The following is a 16019-nucleotide window of genomic DNA, read 5'->3' as shown; positions in this document are numbered from 1 at the left end:
GCGGGGCCGTAGAATCATCCGCATGTCTTCACGGTCTAAGGTCACCGATCAGGGTAGCAGTACCTCCGGACACGGAATGCCACGACGCAGCGGAGTCGCCCTCGCTCTGCTGATCGCGGTGGTCTTCGTGGTCTTCGTCCTCGTCGGCGCGAAAATCCTCGTGGACCGCAGCGTGTACACCCCGGTCGCCATGGGCCCGGTCGACGCGCCGGACGCTGACAGCGCCGTCTGCGCCGACATCACCGACGACCTGCCGGACCGCATCGGCGATTACCGCGATGTGGGCGTCGCCGACCCCGCCCCCGACGGAGCCGCCGGCTACCGAGACAGCGGCGGCACGGAACTCTCCCTGCGCTGCGGGGTCAGCGTCCCTGCCCAGTACACCGAACTGAGCTCCACCGAGGAGTCCGGCGGCGAACAGTGGCTGCCCATCGCCGATGCCACCCAAGGTTCGGCGCTGACCACCTGGTACTCCGTGGGCCACTCCCCCGTGGTCGCCGTGACCACCGACGGCCGGCTCACCGCCGGCGACCTCTCCGGTGTCGGTGAGTCGATCAGCTCCCACGGCGACGCCGACAACGCCCCCACCCCCGGCGACGTGCCACTGGCCGGGCTCGCCGAGCAGGACGACGCCGACGCAGCGTCCTGCACCGCCCTACAGGACGCCCTACCCGACACCCTTGGTGAGTACCGGCGCATGGAATCCGGGGAACCCGAGGGCTCGCTGGTGTGGGTCGCCGAGGCCCGCGAACCGGTCGTCCTGCGCTGTGGCGTGGAGCTGCCCGATAGCTACGAGGCTGGCGCGCAGCTCACACAGATCGACGAAGTGCCATGGTTCCAGGACACCGCCTTGGCAGAGGGTTCCACCGCAGGGGTCTGGTACGCGCTGGGCTACGCCGATACCGTGGCGGTCTCGCTGCCGCTGGACGCGGGCAACAGTGTGCTGACCGCGGTGTCCGAGGCCATCGACGAGCACCTGGAGCGCACCGCCGAGCGCTAGTGGCCAGCGGCGCTACCCTGCGCTGCGCTACCCCGCCAGGGCGTGGGCGATGAGGATGTCCAGCAGGTCGGTGTACTCCACCCCGCTGGCGGCGAACATCTTCGGGTACATGCTGATCGGGGTGAACCCCGGCATGGTGTTGGGCTCGTTGAGCACCGGGCCGTCGGGGGTGACGAAGAAGTCCACGCGCGCCAGACCCGAGCAGCCCAGGGCACGGAAGGTCTCCACCGCCAGGCGGCGGACCTCGGCGACCTGCTCATCGGGCAGCGGCGCGGGGATCTCGTAGGTGATGATGTCGTCGAGGTACTTGGTGTCGAAACCGTAGAAGCCCTCCGGCCCGTCACCGGTGCCCATCAACATCGACGGGTAGGACGCCTGGATCGTGCCGTCCGGGTACTGCAGCACACCGCACTCCACCTCCGGTCCCTGCAGCATGGACTCGACGAGCACCTTGTCGTCGGCGGCCAGCGCGGTCTCCAGGGCGGCCGGGAAGTCCGCCCAGTCATCGACCTTCGAGATGCCGATCGACGAACCACCGCGTGCCGGCTTCACGAACACCGGCAGCCCCAGGGCGTCCTGCTCCTCGGGCGTGAGGACGCGCCGCTCGGTGACGATCACCTCGTCGCCGACGGGCACGCCGGCGTGGCGGGCGACGGCCTTGGTGTACTGCTTGTCCATGCACGCCGCGGAGGCGAACACGCCATTGCCCACGTAGGGCACGTGGGCGAGCTCGAAGAGGCCCTGGACGGTGCCGTCCTCGCCATTGACCCCGTGCAGGACGGGGAAGACCACGTCCACCTCGGCGTAGAGGGAACCGTCGCCGAAGCGCAGCTGGCCGCCGCGCCTGCCGCCCCGTCCGCCGAGGTCGAAGTTCACCGCACGGCCGCCGGTGACCTCCGGCAGTTCCCGGTCGTGGACGCGCAGGGCGTCCAGGTCAGTGGTTCCCTTGACCCACACGCCGTCGCGCGTGATGCCGACCGGCACGATGTTGTAGCGCTCGGGGTCGAGGTGGGCCATCACCGCACCGGCGGAGATGCAGGACACGCTGTGTTCAGTGTTCTGACCTCCGTAGACAACGGCAACGGTGGTTTTCGCCTGGTTCGTGGGGGTATTCACGGGGACCAAGTGTAGCGCCCAGGGCGGCTCCTGCGGTCACTCGGCTTTCTTCGTGCGTCCCATCAGGTCGCGGATGGCGGTCTGCACATCGCCACCGTGGTGGCAGACCCGCACGACCTGGCGGGTAATCGGCATCTCCACCCCGTGTGCCTCGGCGAGTTCGGCGACGGACATGCTGGAGATCACGCCCTCGGCGACCTGGCCCTTCGTCGCGCCGGAGGCCTGGTCCAGGGACTCGCCCATGCCGAGGCGCTCGCCGAAGGTGCGGTTGCGCGACAGCGGGGAGTTGCAGGTGGCCACCAGGTCGCCCATGCCCGCCAGGCCGGCCATGGAGCGTTCCTGGCCGCCGAGGGCCACGGTCAGGCGGGTGATCTCGGCGAGGCCGCGGGTGATCACGGTGGCGATGGTGTTGTGCCCCATGCCCATGCCGGCGGCCATACCGCAGGCAAGCGCGATGACGTTCTTGCACGTGCCGCCGACCTCGCAGCCGATGACGTCGTCGTTGGTGTAGGGACGGAAGTAGGCGGTGGCCAGGGCGGACTGCACCAGCCGGGCACGACGGTCGTCGGTGCAGGCCACCACGCTGGCGGCGGGCTGCTGGCGGGCGACCTCCACGGCCAGGTTCGGCCCCGAGAGCACCGCCACGCGTGAGGCGTCGACCTCGGCGACCTCGGCGATGACCTCACTCATCCGCCGTCCGGTGGAGTGCTCGATGCCCTTGGCGAGACTGACCAGGGTGGCGTCGGACGGAATGAGGTCGCGCCACTGCTCCAGGTTGGCGCGCAGTGACTGCGAGGGGACGCCGAGGAAAACGACGTCCGCGCCGTCCAGCGCCTCGGCGGCGTCGGTCGTCGCGCCGATCGAGGACGGTAGGACGGTGTCCGGCAGGTAGGTGCTGTTGGTGTGGTCCCGGTTGATCTCCTCGGCGATCTCCGGGCGACGAGCCCACAGCGTGACCGCCGGACGCGCCGCCGAGCCCGTCGGTGCCGAGCGCGCGCCCACCTCGGTGTCCGCGCAGACCTTGGCCACCGTCGTCCCCCAGGAGCCGGAGCCCATCACCGCTACGCGAACCATACCTGCTGTGCTCCTCTGTGTCGTGGGTGGCGGTCGCCGTCATCGGGCGGTGTCGGCTTATGCCGGGAGTCTTCCCGACTACGTGCCCCACACCGGTCACCGCTAATGTGGGTGGGAGGAAGAGATTCCGCCGTATCTGCTCCCCAACATTGAACCATGACGCACCCGGTCCGTGGTGACGGCACGACCGGACCGGTGCGCTCGGGAAGGCGTCACCCTTGATCAGCCACACCGGCACCGGAGACCTGTCCACCTCCCTGGCTTCGAGAAACCTCGAGGAGGGGACGCCTGTGACCGGTAACGCTGCCGGGCACGTTGCCCGGATCGGCAGCACCCCCGCCGACGAGTTCGAGCGCCCCGTCTTCGCCGCCGGCGCGGTGTTGTGGCGTCGCACGGTCCCCCAGGGCCCCGGCGCCCCGGAGACTGCCGGCAGCTCGGACGGGCAGGACGGCGACGACGCGATCGAGATCGCGGTGATCCACCGTCCCCACTACGACGACTGGTCACTGCCGAAGGGCAAGGTCGACCCCGGCGAGAACCTGGTGGAGACCGCCACCCGGGAGATTGCCGAGGAGACCGGCTACTACCCCACTCTCGGCTGGCTGCTGGGCCATGTGCACTACCCGCTGGGCAATAAGACGAAGGTGGTCTACTACTGGACCGCCGAGGTCACCGGCGGCGACTTCAAGGACAACAACGAGGTCGATGAGCTGCACTGGCTCTCCCCGGAAGACGCGAAGGCGAAGGTCAGTTACGACGCCGACCGCGACGTGATCAGTGCCGCGCTGGAGGTCCTGGCGTTGGGCTGCACCCGCCGGGTGCTCTATGTGCGCCACGCCAAGGCGATGGCGCGGGACAACTGGAAGCAGGACGACAACCTGCGTCCGCTGACGAAGAAGGGCTACCTGCAGGCCACCTCCCTGCCCACGGTGCTGGAGGGTTACCGCCCGCGCACGGTGTCCTCGGCCAGCCCCGAGCGTTGTCGCGCCACGGTGGAGCCCACGGCCGCCTGGTTAAACCTGGACATCGAGACCGATGTAAACCTCGGCGACGCTGCCCTGGCGCACTCCCCACGCACCGTGATGGAAGCCCTGGTCAGGGCGAGTTCCGCACCGGTGAGCGTGGTGTGCGCCCAGGGTGAGATCATCCCGGCGGTCGTCTCTGGGCTGGCGCAGGACGCCGGCTTCGAGGTCGAGGACCTGCGCGCCAAGAAGGCCAGTGTGTGGGTGCTGCACTTCGGGCAGGGCGACACCCTGCTGGGTGCGGACTACCTGGCGTCCCCGCTGCCGGTGCGCTGAGGCTGCTTCACTTCAGCCCACTCAAGGCTGCAGCAGGATCTCCCAGCTCACGCCGAAGCGGTCCACCCCACAGCGGGTGTGACCGTCCAACCCCAGTTCACGGCTGAGCACCTCGGCCTGCACCGGGGTGTCGCAGTACACCCGGAAACTCACCGCGTCGGTGAAGGTGAAGGGTTGTTCGGTGGCCGAGTCCATCATCGAGAACCAGGTCCCGAGCAGTCGCACATCGGCGAACATCACCGAGCCGGCGACCGCCGGGCCAGTCTCCTGCGGGTAGGTGACCATGGTGCCGGTTCCGGTACCTCCGCCACCGTCACGACCGAAGACGTCCATGAACACCTCGGTCCACGCCTCGAGCGCCTCGCCGGCCCGATTCTGCGCCTCCCCGCCGAAGAGGAACGAGGGGATCAACGCCGGGCGTGGCTGGCCGGTCGGATCGGTGAGCATGACCTGCCAACTCATCCCGTACCTGTCGAGCACCCAGCCGTAGCGGGCGCTGAAGGGGTATTCGTCCAGTGGCATGAGTACGGCCCGGGCGTCCTCGGCGAGCCCCTCCCAGACGGTGTCGAGCACCGCGCGTGCCCGTGCCTGCGCGGCGCGCCTGGCGTCCTGCGTGCCGTCCGGCGTCCAGCCGAAAAACACCGGGTCGATGTTGACCATCATATTGGTCGCCGGAGAGATCCCCTCGGCGTCCGGATTGTCGGCGGCGTCGGTGAGGTGCAATCGCATGCCGGCGACGAGTAAGTCGATGCCCTCGTCGGTGGCAGTGCCCCCGGTCGCCCCGAGTTCCAGGCCCGCCTCCTCGAAGGGGCGGAAGGCGTCGGTGTAGAACCGGGCCGCCCCGACGACCCCGTGGTCGCCGACCTGCAGGCGCAGCCGCGGGACGATGCGCTGGTCATTGCTGGTGGTGTGGTGGGTCATGCTCCCCGAGAGTACGACACCTCAGCCGATCAGCGGCTTGAATCCGGGGCGGGTGGCCTCGAAGTCGCTGATCGCCGCCTCGTCCTGCAAGGTGATGCCGATGTCGTCGAGGCCGTTGAGAAGTCGCCAGCGCGTGTCGTCGTCGACCTCGAAGGCGAAGACGTGCTCGCCCAGGCTGGCGGTACGTGCCTGCAGGTCAACGGTGATTTCCACACCGGGTCGCTGCTCGATGAGCTTCCAGATCAGCTCGATGTCCTCGGCGGTCATCGTGGCGGCGAGCAGCCCGTTCTTGGCGGTGTTGCCGCGGAAGATATCGCCGAAGCGTGGGGAGAACACCACGCGGAAACCGTAGTCGAGCAGCGCCCACACGGCGTGCTCGCGGGAAGAGCCGGTACCGAAGTCGGGCCCGGCGACCAATACCGAGGACGCCACGAACGGCTCCTGGTTGAGGATGAACTCCGGGTCGCGTCGCCAGGACTTGAACAGCCCGGACTCGTAGCCGGTCTTGGTGACGAGCTTGAGGTACTCGGCGGGCACGATCTGGTCGGTGTCCACGTTCGAGCGGCGCAGCGGGCAGGCCACGCCGGTGTGGGTGCTGAACTTCTCCATGATCGCTTATGCTCCCTTCTCGAGGTTCTCGGACGCTTCAGGCAGGTCGGTGGGGCTGGCGAGGTGGCCGAGCACGGCCGTCGCCGCGGCGACGGGCGGGGAGACCAGGTGGGTGCGTCCTCCCTTGCCCTGGCGTCCTTCGAAATTGCGGTTGGAGGTGGACGCGGAGCGTTCGCCGGGGGCGAGCTGATCGGGGTTCATGCCCAGGCACATCGAGCAGCCGGCGGTGCGCCACTCCGCCCCGGCGTCGAGGAAGACCTTGTCCAGGCCCTCCTGCTCGGCCTGGGTCTTCACCGCGGTGGAGGACGGCACGACCATCATCTGCACCGACGGATCCACGCGGCGTCCGCGCAGCACGTCGGCGGCGGCGCGCAGGTCCTCGATGCGGCTGTTGGTGCAGGAGCCGAGGAAGACGGTGTCGATGCCGATCTCGCGCAGCGGGGTGCCCTGCTCCAGGCCCATGTACTCGATCGCGGACTCGGCGGCGATGCGCTCGGTCTCGTCGGTGATGTCCTCCAGGTACGGCACCGCGGCGTCCAGCGGCAGGCCCTGGCCGGGGTTGGTACCCCAGGTGACGAAGGGGGTCAGCGCGGCGCCGTCGATCTCGACGACGGTGTCGTAGGACGCCCCGTCGTCGGTGGGCAGCGAGCGCCAGTAGGCGACGGCGTCGTCCCAGTCCTGGCCGGTCGGCGCGTAGCGGCGTCCCTTGAGGTAGTCGAAGGTGGTGTCGTCGGGGGCGATCATGCCGGCGCGGGCACCAGCCTCGATGCTCATGTTGCACATCGTGAGCCGCCCTTCCATGGACAGCTTCCGGATGGCCTCGCCGCGGTACTCGATGATGTGGCCCTGGGCGCCACCCGTGCCGATCTTCGCGATGATCGCCAGGATCAGGTCCTTGGCGGTGACCCCGGGGCGCAGCTCCCCGGAGACCTCGATGGCCATGGTCTTGAACGGTGTCAGCGGGAGGGTCTGTGTGGCGAGCACGTGCTCAACCTCGCTGGTGCCGATGCCCATGCCGATGGAGCCGAAGGCGCCGTGGGTGGAGGTGTGCGAGTCGCCGCAGACGATGGTCATGCCCGGCTGGCTGGCACCGAGCTGCGGGCCGACCGTGTGCACGATGCCCTGTTCCCCGTCGCCCATGGAGTGCAGGACGACGCCGTATTCCTCGCAGTTCTTGCGCAGCGTCTCGACCTGCAGGCGCGAGACCTTGTCCTCGATCTCGAGCAGGTTGCCGGAGTGCACGCCCAGGGTGGGCACGTTGTGGTCCTCGGTGCCCAGGGTGAGGTCGGGACGACGCAGCGGACGGTTGTTCTGCCGCAGTCCGTCGAAGGCCTGGGGACTGGTGACCTCGTGAATGAGGTGCAGGTCGATGAACAGCAGATCGCGTCCGCCGTTCTCTCCCCTGGTCACGACGTGGGCGTCCCACACCTTCTGTGCGAGGGTGCGCGGGGCCTGTGCGGTGGTGTCGTCTGGGTGCGTCTGCCGGGTCACAGCATTCACAGTTCTCTCCTCGTGCTTGCTCGCTGCAGTCGTCCGGGGGTTCCGGTCGTCGCCCGCCCGTCACTGCGGGGCAACCTGGAAGTTCCACTGGTTGGAATGTATAGTATCAGATCATGGGAAAACCCACCTACACTGAGACGCCCTCTCCAGCCACGGCGCCCACGACCACCAGCGGTATCCAGGTCCTCGACCGTGCCCTGCTCATCCTGGGCATCGTCGCACGTCGACCGCACAGTCTCTCCGAATTGTGCGAGACCACGGGCCTGCCCCGCGCCACGGCGCACCGCATCGCCGTCGCGTTGGAGAAGCACCGCATGGTCACGCGGCTGGAGGACGGCCAGTGGACCGCCGGACCCGCGCTGGCCGAGCTGGCGCCGAAGTCCTCGACCCGTCTGGACGAGGCGGCCGAGCACGTGCTGCCGGACCTGGTGGAGCGCACCGGCGAGGCCGTGCAGATCTACAAGCTCTCCGGCCACGAGCGCGTGTGCATCGCCACGGCGGAGCCGCGTCAGGGTCTGCGGGACACGGTACCAGTGGGCAATCGACTCACCCTCACCGCAGGTTCCGCGGCGAAGGTGCTCGTCGCCTACTCCCCCAAGGTCTTCCAGGACGACGTCCTGACCTCCGCCCACTACACCGCCAACGACTTGGAACTGGTCCGCGCCGGCCAGATCGCCGAGTCCGTCGGTGAGCGCGATGCCGCCCTGGCCAGCGTCTCGGTGCCGGTGCGGGACGCCTCGGGCGTCATCGCCGCGCTGTCGATCTCCGGACCGGCCGAGCGCATGGGCCCCTCGCCCGCAGCACGCCACCGCGAGGCCCTGCAGCACAGCGCCGCTGAGTTGGAGCACTACCTGCGCTGATTGGGGGCGATGGTCTGGGGGATGTTCCGGGGGTTGTTCCGAGGTGGCTCCACTGCCTGTGTCTCCCATACGCCCTGCGCAACCCGCAGAGGTGCCTTACGCTGACACGGGTAATACCGCCGTGCCTCACACCGGCACCAACGAATGGAGATCCATCATCCTCGGCATAAACGAACTCGCCATCATCGTCCTGACCGTTGCGGTCATCGCGGTCATCGTCTGGGCGGTGGTGAAGGTCATCAAGTACCTCTCCTGACGATCCCAGAACCCCACGCTATTGGTGGTTTTCGCAGATCAGATATCCTGACACAAGTGTTACCGATGTCCTGCGACATCGGACTTGATGGCAGCGGACGACCCACTGGCAACGTTCTATCGCTGACTCTCCGAAAGCCAGAGCGCGTGATCGAAGTGGGTGAGAGTCTCCCCCAGTCCGGTCACTGCGTGAGCCTCTTCGACCAGTTCCCGGGCCGCATGCGGACTTACGTCACTAAGATCCGCAGCAGCAAGCGCTCTGGCGACGAATCTCATAATCATGACATCCACCTTCACTCCTGGAACTCCAAGGAGCATGGCGAAATATTCAAACGTCTCTGGACCGAGTCCACGCACTCCGGTGTACAAGCGCTTCGCCGTCTTGGGATCCAACTCGCGGAAATCATCGGCGGTGTTCACACCCGCCGTTCTGAAGGCCTCAGCAGCCTCGATAGCCGCCACTGCCTTCGGGCGACCGTGTGTGACGGTAGAGCCCATGATCGCCTCTATCTGACCGGATCCAATGGAGATCAATGCCGCGAGATCATTGATGACATCCGGGTACTCAGCGCGGAAGTTCTGCACTCGACCCCAAACACCACGGCCCGGCGTCGTCGAGTTGTATCGCGCGCGCATCGAGAAGACGGCGTCGAGCAGAGACGTCGAGATCTCCTTAGGGTAACCGCCACGGTAGGCGGTGAAGTTGGCCTCCGGGACCCGGCCGACGGCGTCGACGACGGCGTCGAGCTGGGCACTATTCGCGCTCATGCAGGCCTCATTTCGGTTCCATCGGAACTAGTCACGACATAGTTCGGATTCGCCAGGGAGAGCCCCGCGAGGTGCTTCTGCAGACGCTTGGCCATCGGCAAGAACGTAGAAAACGTCAGACCACCTGAGATTACGGCGCCGACCAGAGGGATGATCTTTGCTGATCCCTTGGCAAAGATTTGAGTCGTCATCCGAACTCCGAGGACACCGGCAACCTTCTTGACGACCGGATAGATGATGCCTCTTGTCAAGGCCTTCCGAGGCAACGTCTTGGCGACCTGTTGCGCGACCATGGCCGCCACTTTCGCCACACCGACCTGAGCCGCATTCACGCCGAACATGACACCCACAAACAGGATGAGCATGCCCTCGGTGGCTGAGTCCAGCCCCTCACCGTCCTCGTCGAACAACTCCGGCCAGCTATAGATGTACGCCAGCTTCTGAACCACACGCAGGACATGACCATAGTACTGAGCGAGGTCAGCGGGAACCGTTCCGAATGCCGCCAGACCTCCGGGAATGCCCGCGACAGTAGAAAGCGTTGTCACTTTCCCAGTCTCATATCTGATGATGCTTGTGGCGATCTTATTCACTACGTCGAGTGGCACACCAGCTTCTGCCGGACTCGTGGCGACGGCGCGGTCGAGCTGGTCATCAGTACAGAAGTGGCGCAGTTCCCGGCGGAGGAAACTCGCCCGGTCGATCCGCACCCCAGGCATCTGAACGGAGCCGCGAAGCGCTTGCTCGAACTTGGTCGACGAATCTACCGCCGGACTTTTAGACATGGGAGGATCGTACAGCAGCTCCCTAAATATCACTTATCCGATGCTACCGATACGAGAGCAAGAGAACTGATCCAGGGCTTACCCTGACCCTCAAACCTTATTCACCGACCCCGGACATGCGAAAAGCCCGGTCACGAAGACCGGGCTTTTCGCCTACTACCTTGTACCCCGTACGGGATTTGAACCCGTGTTACCGGCGTGAGAGGCCAGCGTCCTAGGCCGCTAGACGAACGGGGCAGGAACTAACATATGTTGTTCAGCAGGGCACCGTGGCCGCGCTGTGCAACGGGGAGAACTATATATGACGATCCACATCGACACCTAATCACCCCAATGACGTGCAATGATGGTGACATGAACCCGCTCACCACCTCGCAGCTGCGGGCCCTGCGCCTCACCGCCCAGCTGCTCGCCCCCGCCGCGGCACGTCCCCCACTGCCGGACTCCCCGCGCGGACAGGACGCGCCGGTACACGCCGTCGCCGCGCACATGCTCGCCAGCCAGGCGCAGAACCTCCCCGCAGGCGTCCGCGCGCTGGGACTGCGTGCCGGTGCCCCGACTCTCACCGAGGAGGATCTCAGCGCCGCCCACGTGGTGCGCAGCTGGTCGCAGCGCGGCACCCACCACCTGCTCGCCGCCGAGGACGTCCGCTGGCTCACACGCCTGTGCACCCCGCGGGTGCAGAAGGCCTCGGCGAAGCGACGTGGCCAACTGGGCCTGTCCGACGCGGACGTCGACGCATGCCGCACTGCTCTGCTGGACGCGCTGGCAGCGTCCGGTACTCCCCTGCCCCGCAGCGAGGCCTACCAGGTATTCGCCCGCGCCGGCATCGACCCCGACGGCGGACGCGGGCCGCATATGCTGCGCCACTTCGGCGGGGAGGGCGACATCGTCCAGGGGCCGCGTTCCTCGGCCGCAGGACGCCCCGAGGACACCTTCGTGCTGCACAACAGCCTCGTCACCGACCCGCTGAACCTCGACGGGGAGGACGCACTGCGCGAACTCGCCTGCCGCTACTACCGCTCGCGCGGCCCGGCCGGTGTCAAGGACCTGGCGTGGTGGTCGGGACTGACCGTGCGCGACGCCCGCGCCGCCACTGCGCTCGCACTCGCCACCGGCACGGTCATGGAGGGCTCCACGCAGGACGGACGCAGCATCCTGCTGGCCGACTGGCAAGCCGACGTCACCGCCGCGGAGATCACCCAAGCACTAGCCGTACCGCTGGAGTTGCCCGCGTTCGATGAGTACCTGCTCGGCTACGCAGAGCGCTCGGACGTGATCTCGGACGCAGTCGCCGCCGAGGTGGGCCCCACGAAGAACGGACTGTTCCACCCCTGCCGTGTGGAGGACGGGGCCGTCACCGGCCGAATGTGACAGCGAAGGACAGCCAAGGACAGCCGCCTACTCAGAGAGCAGGCGCGACTGCTCCTCGGCGACGGCGGCCAGGTCCTCGTTGCTGAGGTAGTCGCGGTCGAAGCGCTGCCACGGCTGCTCCACCATGCGCCACACCCCGGTCGTCCGGTCGCAGAACGGGTGCGCGGCGCGCACCCAGCGCATCCACGGGGCGACCTCCCCGGTGTCCGGGTCGATGCGGGTGTAGTGCAGGACCGTGCAGTTGAAGATGGTCATCTCCTTGTCCTTGTCGTAGCGCAGGAACTCCTCGTCGCTCCAGCGCTCCAGGACCAGGCGGGTGGACCACATGAAGTCGCCGTGGGTCACCACGAGCACGTTGTCCTCGCTGCTCTCACGGTGCAGGGTGCTGAGCATATTGCGCACGCGGTTCTCCGCCACGTTGGCGATCGACTCGCCTGCCGGCGGGGCCCAGTACAGCGGGTCCTTGCGCCGCAGCAGGGCGTTGTGGGCGTACTGCTCCTCGAAGACCTTGCGCGGCAACGGGGAAATCTCACCCCAGGAGCGTTCACGCACCACCCGGTTCTCCTCCCACAGCGCACCCTCGAGACCGAGATTCGCCGCGGTCTCGCGGGTACGCACGTACGGGGAGGTGATGCAGCGGTCCAGCGCGTCGACGTTGTCGGTGATCCACTGCCCCGCGGCATGGGCCTGGGCCACTCCGGCGTCGGTCAGACGCCATGAGCGGTCGGCGACCAGCATGGTCTCCTCACTGAAGAGTGCCTGGTCGCCGGCCTTGTCCGCACGTTGGATCACGTTGGCCTCGCTCTGGCCGTGGCGGACGAGGATCAGGTTCTTCGGCATGGTCACCCCACCCACCCTAGACCTTTCGCCTAGGAACAGTTGCACCCCCTTCTGCTCTGGGGATACCCCAACCCCGGACATGCGGAAAGCCCGGTCCGAAGACCGGGCTTTACCGTTTCACATACCTTGTACCCCGTACGGGATTTGAACCCGTGTTACCGGCGTGAGAGGCCAGCGTCCTAGGCCGCTAGACGAACGGGGCAAGAAAACAAACTGCACATCGTGTTCAGCGTTTCCGCTGGCCTACCAGGACTCGAACCTAGAACGACGGTACCAGAAACCGCTGTGTTGCCAATTACACCATAGGCCAATCGTTGCTGTGCTCCGCGGTGTTCGCCGCGCTGCCTTGCAACGGTGGATACTATAACCAGAGCGCTCGCACACTCGCAAACTGCCAGGTCAGGACGCCGATCGTGGCGTCCTGCGCCCGTTGCAACCGACTCACGCCGGCTGCAGTCCTGCTATTCCGCGGCGACGTACGGCGTAACCGCCCGTGCGGCACGCAGACGGGCCAGCGTGGACCCGCGCCCCAGCAGCTCCATCGACTCGAACAGCGGCGGGGACACCGCCGCGCCCGAGACAGCCACACGCAGGGCCCCGTAGGCCTTGCGCGGCTTGAGCTCCATCGAGTCGATCAGACGCGCCGACAGGGCTGCCTCGATCTTCTCCGTGACGAACCCTGCCTCGCCGAGAGACTCCAGCGCCTCGATCTCCTCGATCGCAGCGTCCAGGACCTCCACGGCGTCCTCCTTGAGGTTCTTCTTCGCCGCCTTCTCGTCCAGCTCCAGGTCCGCGTCGGCGGTGATCAGGAAACGCAGCAGACCGTCGGCGTCGCCGAGGGTCTTGATGCGGGTCTGCACCAGTTCCGCGGCGAAGGCGAACTTCTCGGCCGGGTAGTCGGTCGGGAAGCCCTTGTACTCCTCCAGGTAGCTGCGCAGGCGGGTGGTGAAGTCGGCCAGATCCAGCAGGCGGATGTGGTCGGCGTTGAGCGCCTCGAGCTTCTTCTGGTCGAAACGGGCCGGGTTCGGCTTCACGTCGGCGACGTCGAAGTTCGCCACCAGCTCGTCGATGCCGAACACGTCCTGATCGGCGGACAGGGACCAGCCCAGCAGCGACAGGTAGTTCAGCATGCCCTCGGGGATGATGCCGTTGTCGCGGTGATTGAAGAGGTTGGACTCCGGGTCACGCTTGGAGAGCTTCTTGTTGCCCTCGCCCATCACGAACGGCAGGTGCCCGAAGGTCGGGGTCGCATCGGCCACACCGATGCGCACCAGCGCCTCGTACAGGGCCAGCTGGCGGGGCGTGGACGGCAGCAGATCCTCGCCGCGCAGCACGTGGGTGATCTTCATCAGCGCATCGTCCACCGGGTTGACCAGCGTGTACAGCGGCTGACCGTTGGAGCGGGCGACCACAAAGTCCGGCACGGTGGACCCGTCGACGTTCATCTCGCCGCGGACCAGGTCGTTCCACGTCCAGGTCTTCTCCGGCATGCGCAGACGCCACACCGGCGAGCGACCCTCGGCCTCGAAGGCGGCGACCTGCTCGGAGGTCAGGTCCCGGTCGAAGTTGTCGTAGCCCAGTTTGGGGTCACGGCCGGCGGCGCGGTGACGCTCCTCGACCTCCTCAGCGGTGGAGAACGCCGGGTACACGTCGCCGGACGCCTTGAGCTTCTCCAGCACCTCGACGTAGATCTCCATGCGCTGCGACTGGCGGTACGGGCCGTGCGGGCCGCCGGGCTCGCCGACCCCCTCGTCCCAGTCCATTCCGAGCCAGGTCAGGGACTCGACGATGGCCTCGTAGGACTCCTCGGAGTCCCGGGCGGCGTCGGTGTCCTCGATGCGGAACACCAGCTTTCCGCCGGTGTGCCGGGCGTAGGCCCAGTTGAACAGTGCGGTGCGGACCATGCCGACGTGCGGGGTCCCGGTCGGCGAGGGGCAGAAACGAACGCGAACATCACTCATGGTGCACTATTTCACCACATCCACTCCCCCGCCACGTCCCCGGAGTACCCGGCGGCCCGCAGCGCACCCACCCAATCGTCCAGCGGGAGGTTCCCGCTGCCCGGTGCGCCGCGTCCGGGATCGTCGGCGATCTGGACGTGGTCGGGGAAGGTGAACGGGTCCCCAGACTCCCCGGCCCCAGACCCTTCTGCGCCGTCCAGATCGTCCAACCACGCCGCAACGTCATCGGTCCGGCTGAGGTGCCACAAGTCGGCCAACAACCCGGTGCCGGGGAAGCTGCTGGTCACCGCGCGGGCGTCGACGATGGTCTGCACGGGGTAGTCGTCGAACCCGGAGCTAGGCTCGATCAACACGGTGCCGTGTCCTCGGCCCTGCACCAGGTTGGCCAGGGCCGCGGTGTTGTCGAGCTGTATGGGGCTGAGCCGGCGTCCTCCCCGGCCGAGCAGCAGGTTGAAGCGGTCTGCACCGGTGGCGTCGGCCAGCCGGGACATCGCGTCGACGTGGCGCCTACTCAGCGGTTCCTCGTGCAGGACGCCCCGCTCGCCGGCGGCGACGTCGCCCGCCCAGAAGTTCACGGCGACGAGCGTGAGCTCGCGGCGTGAGAGTTCCGCGACGAGGTCGTCGACCTCCGTGTCTTCCGGCTCCGGGGTGGCCCACGGCCACCACAGTTCGATCCTGTCGACCCCCAGGGCGCCTGCCCTGTCGAGGTCGGGCTCTCCGGCGGGCCTGCCGATCGAGCAGTTCACTGCCGTCGTTCCGGTCGTGCCTGTCATGTCTCTCATGGCTCTCGCCCCTTAGATCGGGTTCCCCCAATCTACGCGACCCGCCAGACGCACATCGGCCATAATGAGGCCCATGGTTGATTCCCCACACTCCCCCAGGGACGCGCCCAGAGTCGCTCTCGTCACCGGCGCCGGCGGCGGGCTGGGCCGCGCCTTCGCCACCGCCCTGGCGCAGGACGGATGGAGCGTCGCGGCGTTAGGACGCAGCGTCGGCACGCTGGAGGCCACCGTCGAGGCCTGCCGCGCGGCAGGCGTCACGGCAGGCCCCGCCGACCACCTCGCCGTCGTCTGCGACATCACCGACGAAACCTCCGTGTCCGCCGCATTCGCCAAGGTCACCACCACCCTGGGACGCCTCGACTTGCTGGTCAACAACGCCGGCGTGCCCGGAGCCACCGGGCGGATCGACACCGTCGATGCCACCGCCTTCGAGGCCACCATCGCAACCAACCTCACCGGCACCTTCCTGTGCACCCGCGCTGCCTTCGCCTGGATGGCCGCCCACGGCGGAGGACGCATCATCAACAACGGCTCCATCGCCGCGCACGCCCCGCGCGCCGGCGCGGCCGCCTACGCCGCATCCAAGGCCGCCGTAGCGTCCCTCACGGTCTCCACCGCGCTGGACGGACGGGGCCTGGGCATCACCGCCACCGAACTCGACATCGGCAATGCCGCCACCGAGCTGCTGGGCACCTTCACGGCGGCCGAACCTGCCCCGGAGCCCACCTTCGACGCCGCCGAAGCCGCCCGACTGCTGGTCAGCGTGGCCGATATGCCGACCGGAGTGTCCGTGGACCGGGTCACCGTCACCGCGGCAGGCATGCCGTACCTCGGGAGAGGATAGGGACGACCCGCGATAATTTCAGTTTGTTTCCC

General features: G+C 67.5%; 16 protein-coding genes and 3 tRNA genes. 6 read left to right on the top strand and 13 right to left on the bottom strand.

Annotated elements, in window-relative coordinates:
- Positions 1-22 precede the first annotated feature (22 nt).
- Positions 23-1000: a DUF3515 domain-containing protein gene (locus ACT3SZ_RS12120; RefSeq protein WP_444618948.1), complete on the top strand. Its 978-nt coding sequence runs from the start codon at positions 23-25 to the stop codon at positions 998-1000.
- A gap of 27 nt (positions 1001-1027) precedes the next feature.
- On the opposite strand, the gene ACT3SZ_RS12115 is transcribed toward ACT3SZ_RS12120, so the two are convergent.
- Together ACT3SZ_RS12115 and ACT3SZ_RS12110 are read right to left on the bottom strand one after the other, a co-directional pair.
- On the bottom strand, positions 1028-2116 hold the full coding sequence (locus ACT3SZ_RS12115) for a D-alanine--D-alanine ligase family protein (protein WP_444618946.1): 1089 nt from the start codon (positions 2114-2116) through the stop codon (positions 1028-1030).
- A gap of 36 nt (positions 2117-2152) precedes the next feature.
- Entirely contained in the window at positions 2153-3190 is a 1038-nt protein-coding gene (locus ACT3SZ_RS12110) for an NAD(P)H-dependent glycerol-3-phosphate dehydrogenase (RefSeq protein ID WP_444618945.1), read from the bottom strand.
- Positions 3191-3408: 218 nt separating this feature from the next.
- Between ACT3SZ_RS12110 and ACT3SZ_RS12105 the strand changes: the two genes are divergently transcribed.
- Positions 3409-4488, top strand: a complete 1080-nt coding sequence (locus ACT3SZ_RS12105; RefSeq protein WP_444618943.1) for an NUDIX hydrolase — start codon at positions 3409-3411, stop codon at positions 4486-4488.
- A gap of 21 nt (positions 4489-4509) precedes the next feature.
- Here the strand turns inward: ACT3SZ_RS12105 and ACT3SZ_RS12100 are convergent, their stop codons facing one another.
- Genes ACT3SZ_RS12100 through leuC form a run of 3 tightly spaced genes read right to left on the bottom strand, consistent with a single transcriptional unit; the run spans position 4510 to position 7518 of the window.
- Entirely contained in the window at positions 4510-5409 is a 900-nt protein-coding gene (locus ACT3SZ_RS12100; RefSeq protein WP_444618942.1) for a VOC family protein, read from the bottom strand.
- A gap of 21 nt (positions 5410-5430) precedes the next feature.
- On the bottom strand, positions 5431-6018 hold the full coding sequence (leuD, locus tag ACT3SZ_RS12095; protein WP_444618940.1) for a 3-isopropylmalate dehydratase small subunit: 588 nt from the start codon (positions 6016-6018) through the stop codon (positions 5431-5433).
- 6 nt (positions 6019-6024) lie between these two features.
- Entirely contained in the window at positions 6025-7518 is a 1494-nt protein-coding gene (gene leuC / locus ACT3SZ_RS12090) for a 3-isopropylmalate dehydratase large subunit (RefSeq protein ID WP_444618938.1), read from the bottom strand.
- 113 nt (positions 7519-7631) lie between these two features.
- Between leuC and ACT3SZ_RS12085 the strand changes: the two genes are divergently transcribed.
- A complete protein-coding gene (locus tag ACT3SZ_RS12085; protein ID WP_444618936.1) occupies positions 7632-8378 on the top strand; it encodes an IclR family transcriptional regulator in 747 nt (248 codons plus the stop codon).
- Positions 8379-8499: 121 nt separating this feature from the next.
- The gene (locus ACT3SZ_RS12080) at positions 8500-8634 is read left to right on the top strand and encodes a hypothetical protein (protein ID WP_444618934.1); all 135 of its coding nucleotides are present in this window, start codon (positions 8500-8502) and stop codon (positions 8632-8634) included.
- 116 nt (positions 8635-8750) lie between these two features.
- On the opposite strand, the gene ACT3SZ_RS12075 is transcribed toward ACT3SZ_RS12080, so the two are convergent.
- The 3 genes from ACT3SZ_RS12075 to ACT3SZ_RS12065 all read right to left on the bottom strand — a co-directional run bounded on the left by ACT3SZ_RS12075 (position 8751) and on the right by ACT3SZ_RS12065 (position 10423).
- Complete coding sequence (locus ACT3SZ_RS12075; protein ID WP_444618933.1) at positions 8751-9401, bottom strand: hypothetical protein; 651 nt, start codon at positions 9399-9401, stop codon at positions 8751-8753.
- Complete coding sequence (locus tag ACT3SZ_RS12070) at positions 9398-10186, bottom strand: hypothetical protein (protein ID WP_444618931.1); 789 nt, start codon at positions 10184-10186, stop codon at positions 9398-9400. Before ACT3SZ_RS12070 ends, ACT3SZ_RS12075 begins: the two co-directional genes overlap by 4 nt.
- Positions 10187-10350: 164 nt before the next feature.
- Positions 10351-10423, bottom strand: a tRNA-Glu gene (locus ACT3SZ_RS12065).
- Positions 10424-10540: 117 nt separating this feature from the next.
- On the opposite strand from ACT3SZ_RS12065, the gene ACT3SZ_RS12060 reads away from it, so the two are divergent.
- Entirely contained in the window at positions 10541-11560 is a 1020-nt protein-coding gene (locus ACT3SZ_RS12060; protein WP_444618929.1) for a winged helix DNA-binding domain-containing protein, read from the top strand.
- Positions 11561-11587: 27 nt separating this feature from the next.
- On the opposite strand, the gene ACT3SZ_RS12055 is transcribed toward ACT3SZ_RS12060, so the two are convergent.
- The 5 genes from ACT3SZ_RS12055 to ACT3SZ_RS12035 form a co-directional block, all read right to left on the bottom strand.
- Positions 11588-12400 carry a histidine phosphatase family protein gene (locus ACT3SZ_RS12055; RefSeq protein WP_444619046.1) on the bottom strand — a complete coding sequence of 271 codons (813 nt, stop codon included), beginning with the start codon at positions 12398-12400 and terminating at the stop codon, positions 11588-11590.
- Between the two features lie 129 nt (positions 12401-12529).
- Positions 12530-12602, bottom strand: a tRNA-Glu gene (locus ACT3SZ_RS12050).
- A 36-nt stretch (positions 12603-12638) separates the two neighbouring features.
- Positions 12639-12710: transfer RNA gene (locus ACT3SZ_RS12045), tRNA-Gln, on the bottom strand.
- 151 nt (positions 12711-12861) lie between these two features.
- Positions 12862-14361, bottom strand: a complete 1500-nt coding sequence (gltX, locus tag ACT3SZ_RS12040) for a glutamate--tRNA ligase (RefSeq protein WP_444618928.1) — start codon at positions 14359-14361, stop codon at positions 12862-12864.
- Between the two features lie 11 nt (positions 14362-14372).
- Positions 14373-15134 (bottom strand): TIM barrel protein, encoded by a 762-nt coding sequence (locus ACT3SZ_RS12035; protein WP_444618927.1) that lies wholly within the window; start codon positions 15132-15134, stop codon positions 14373-14375.
- A gap of 82 nt (positions 15135-15216) precedes the next feature.
- Here ACT3SZ_RS12035 and ACT3SZ_RS12030 point away from each other — a divergent pair, with 82 nt between their 5' ends.
- Positions 15217-15987, top strand: a complete 771-nt coding sequence (locus tag ACT3SZ_RS12030; RefSeq protein WP_444618925.1) for an SDR family oxidoreductase — start codon at positions 15217-15219, stop codon at positions 15985-15987.
- Positions 15988-16019 lie beyond the last annotated feature (32 nt).

The organism is Corynebacterium sp. AOP40-9SA-29 (genome assembly GCF_052377405.1).
Classification (GTDB): Bacteria; Actinomycetota; Actinomycetes; order Mycobacteriales; family Mycobacteriaceae; genus Corynebacterium.
Note: the sequence above shows the minus strand (reverse complement) of the source record. Positions and strands in the feature narration are given on the sequence as shown.

Bases quoted from the DNA above. Each gene is read 5' to 3' on its own strand.
- gltX (WP_444618928.1), bottom strand. From the start codon at position 14,361: ATGAGTGATGTTCGCGTTCGTTTCTGCCCCTCGCCGACCGGGACCCCG.
- ACT3SZ_RS12100 (WP_444618942.1), bottom strand. From the start codon at position 5,409: ATGACCCACCACACCACCAGCAATGACCAGCGCATCGTCCCGCGGCTG.
- ACT3SZ_RS12120 (WP_444618948.1), top strand. From the start codon at position 23: ATGTCTTCACGGTCTAAGGTCACCGATCAGGGTAGCAGTACCTCCGGA.
- leuD (WP_444618940.1), bottom strand. From the start codon at position 6,018: ATGGAGAAGTTCAGCACCCACACCGGCGTGGCCTGCCCGCTGCGCCGC.
- ACT3SZ_RS12060 (WP_444618929.1), top strand. From the start codon at position 10,541: ATGAACCCGCTCACCACCTCGCAGCTGCGGGCCCTGCGCCTCACCGCC.
- ACT3SZ_RS12085 (WP_444618936.1), top strand. From the start codon at position 7,632: ATGGGAAAACCCACCTACACTGAGACGCCCTCTCCAGCCACGGCGCCC.
- ACT3SZ_RS12110 (WP_444618945.1), bottom strand. From the start codon at position 3,190: ATGGTTCGCGTAGCGGTGATGGGCTCCGGCTCCTGGGGGACGACGGTG.
- ACT3SZ_RS12070 (WP_444618931.1), bottom strand. From the start codon at position 10,186: ATGTCTAAAAGTCCGGCGGTAGATTCGTCGACCAAGTTCGAGCAAGCG.
- ACT3SZ_RS12030 (WP_444618925.1), top strand. From the start codon at position 15,217: ATGGTTGATTCCCCACACTCCCCCAGGGACGCGCCCAGAGTCGCTCTC.
- ACT3SZ_RS12035 (WP_444618927.1), bottom strand. From the start codon at position 15,134: ATGACAGGCACGACCGGAACGACGGCAGTGAACTGCTCGATCGGCAGG.
- ACT3SZ_RS12055 (WP_444619046.1), bottom strand. From the start codon at position 12,400: ATGCCGAAGAACCTGATCCTCGTCCGCCACGGCCAGAGCGAGGCCAAC.
- ACT3SZ_RS12075 (WP_444618933.1), bottom strand. From the start codon at position 9,401: ATGAGCGCGAATAGTGCCCAGCTCGACGCCGTCGTCGACGCCGTCGGC.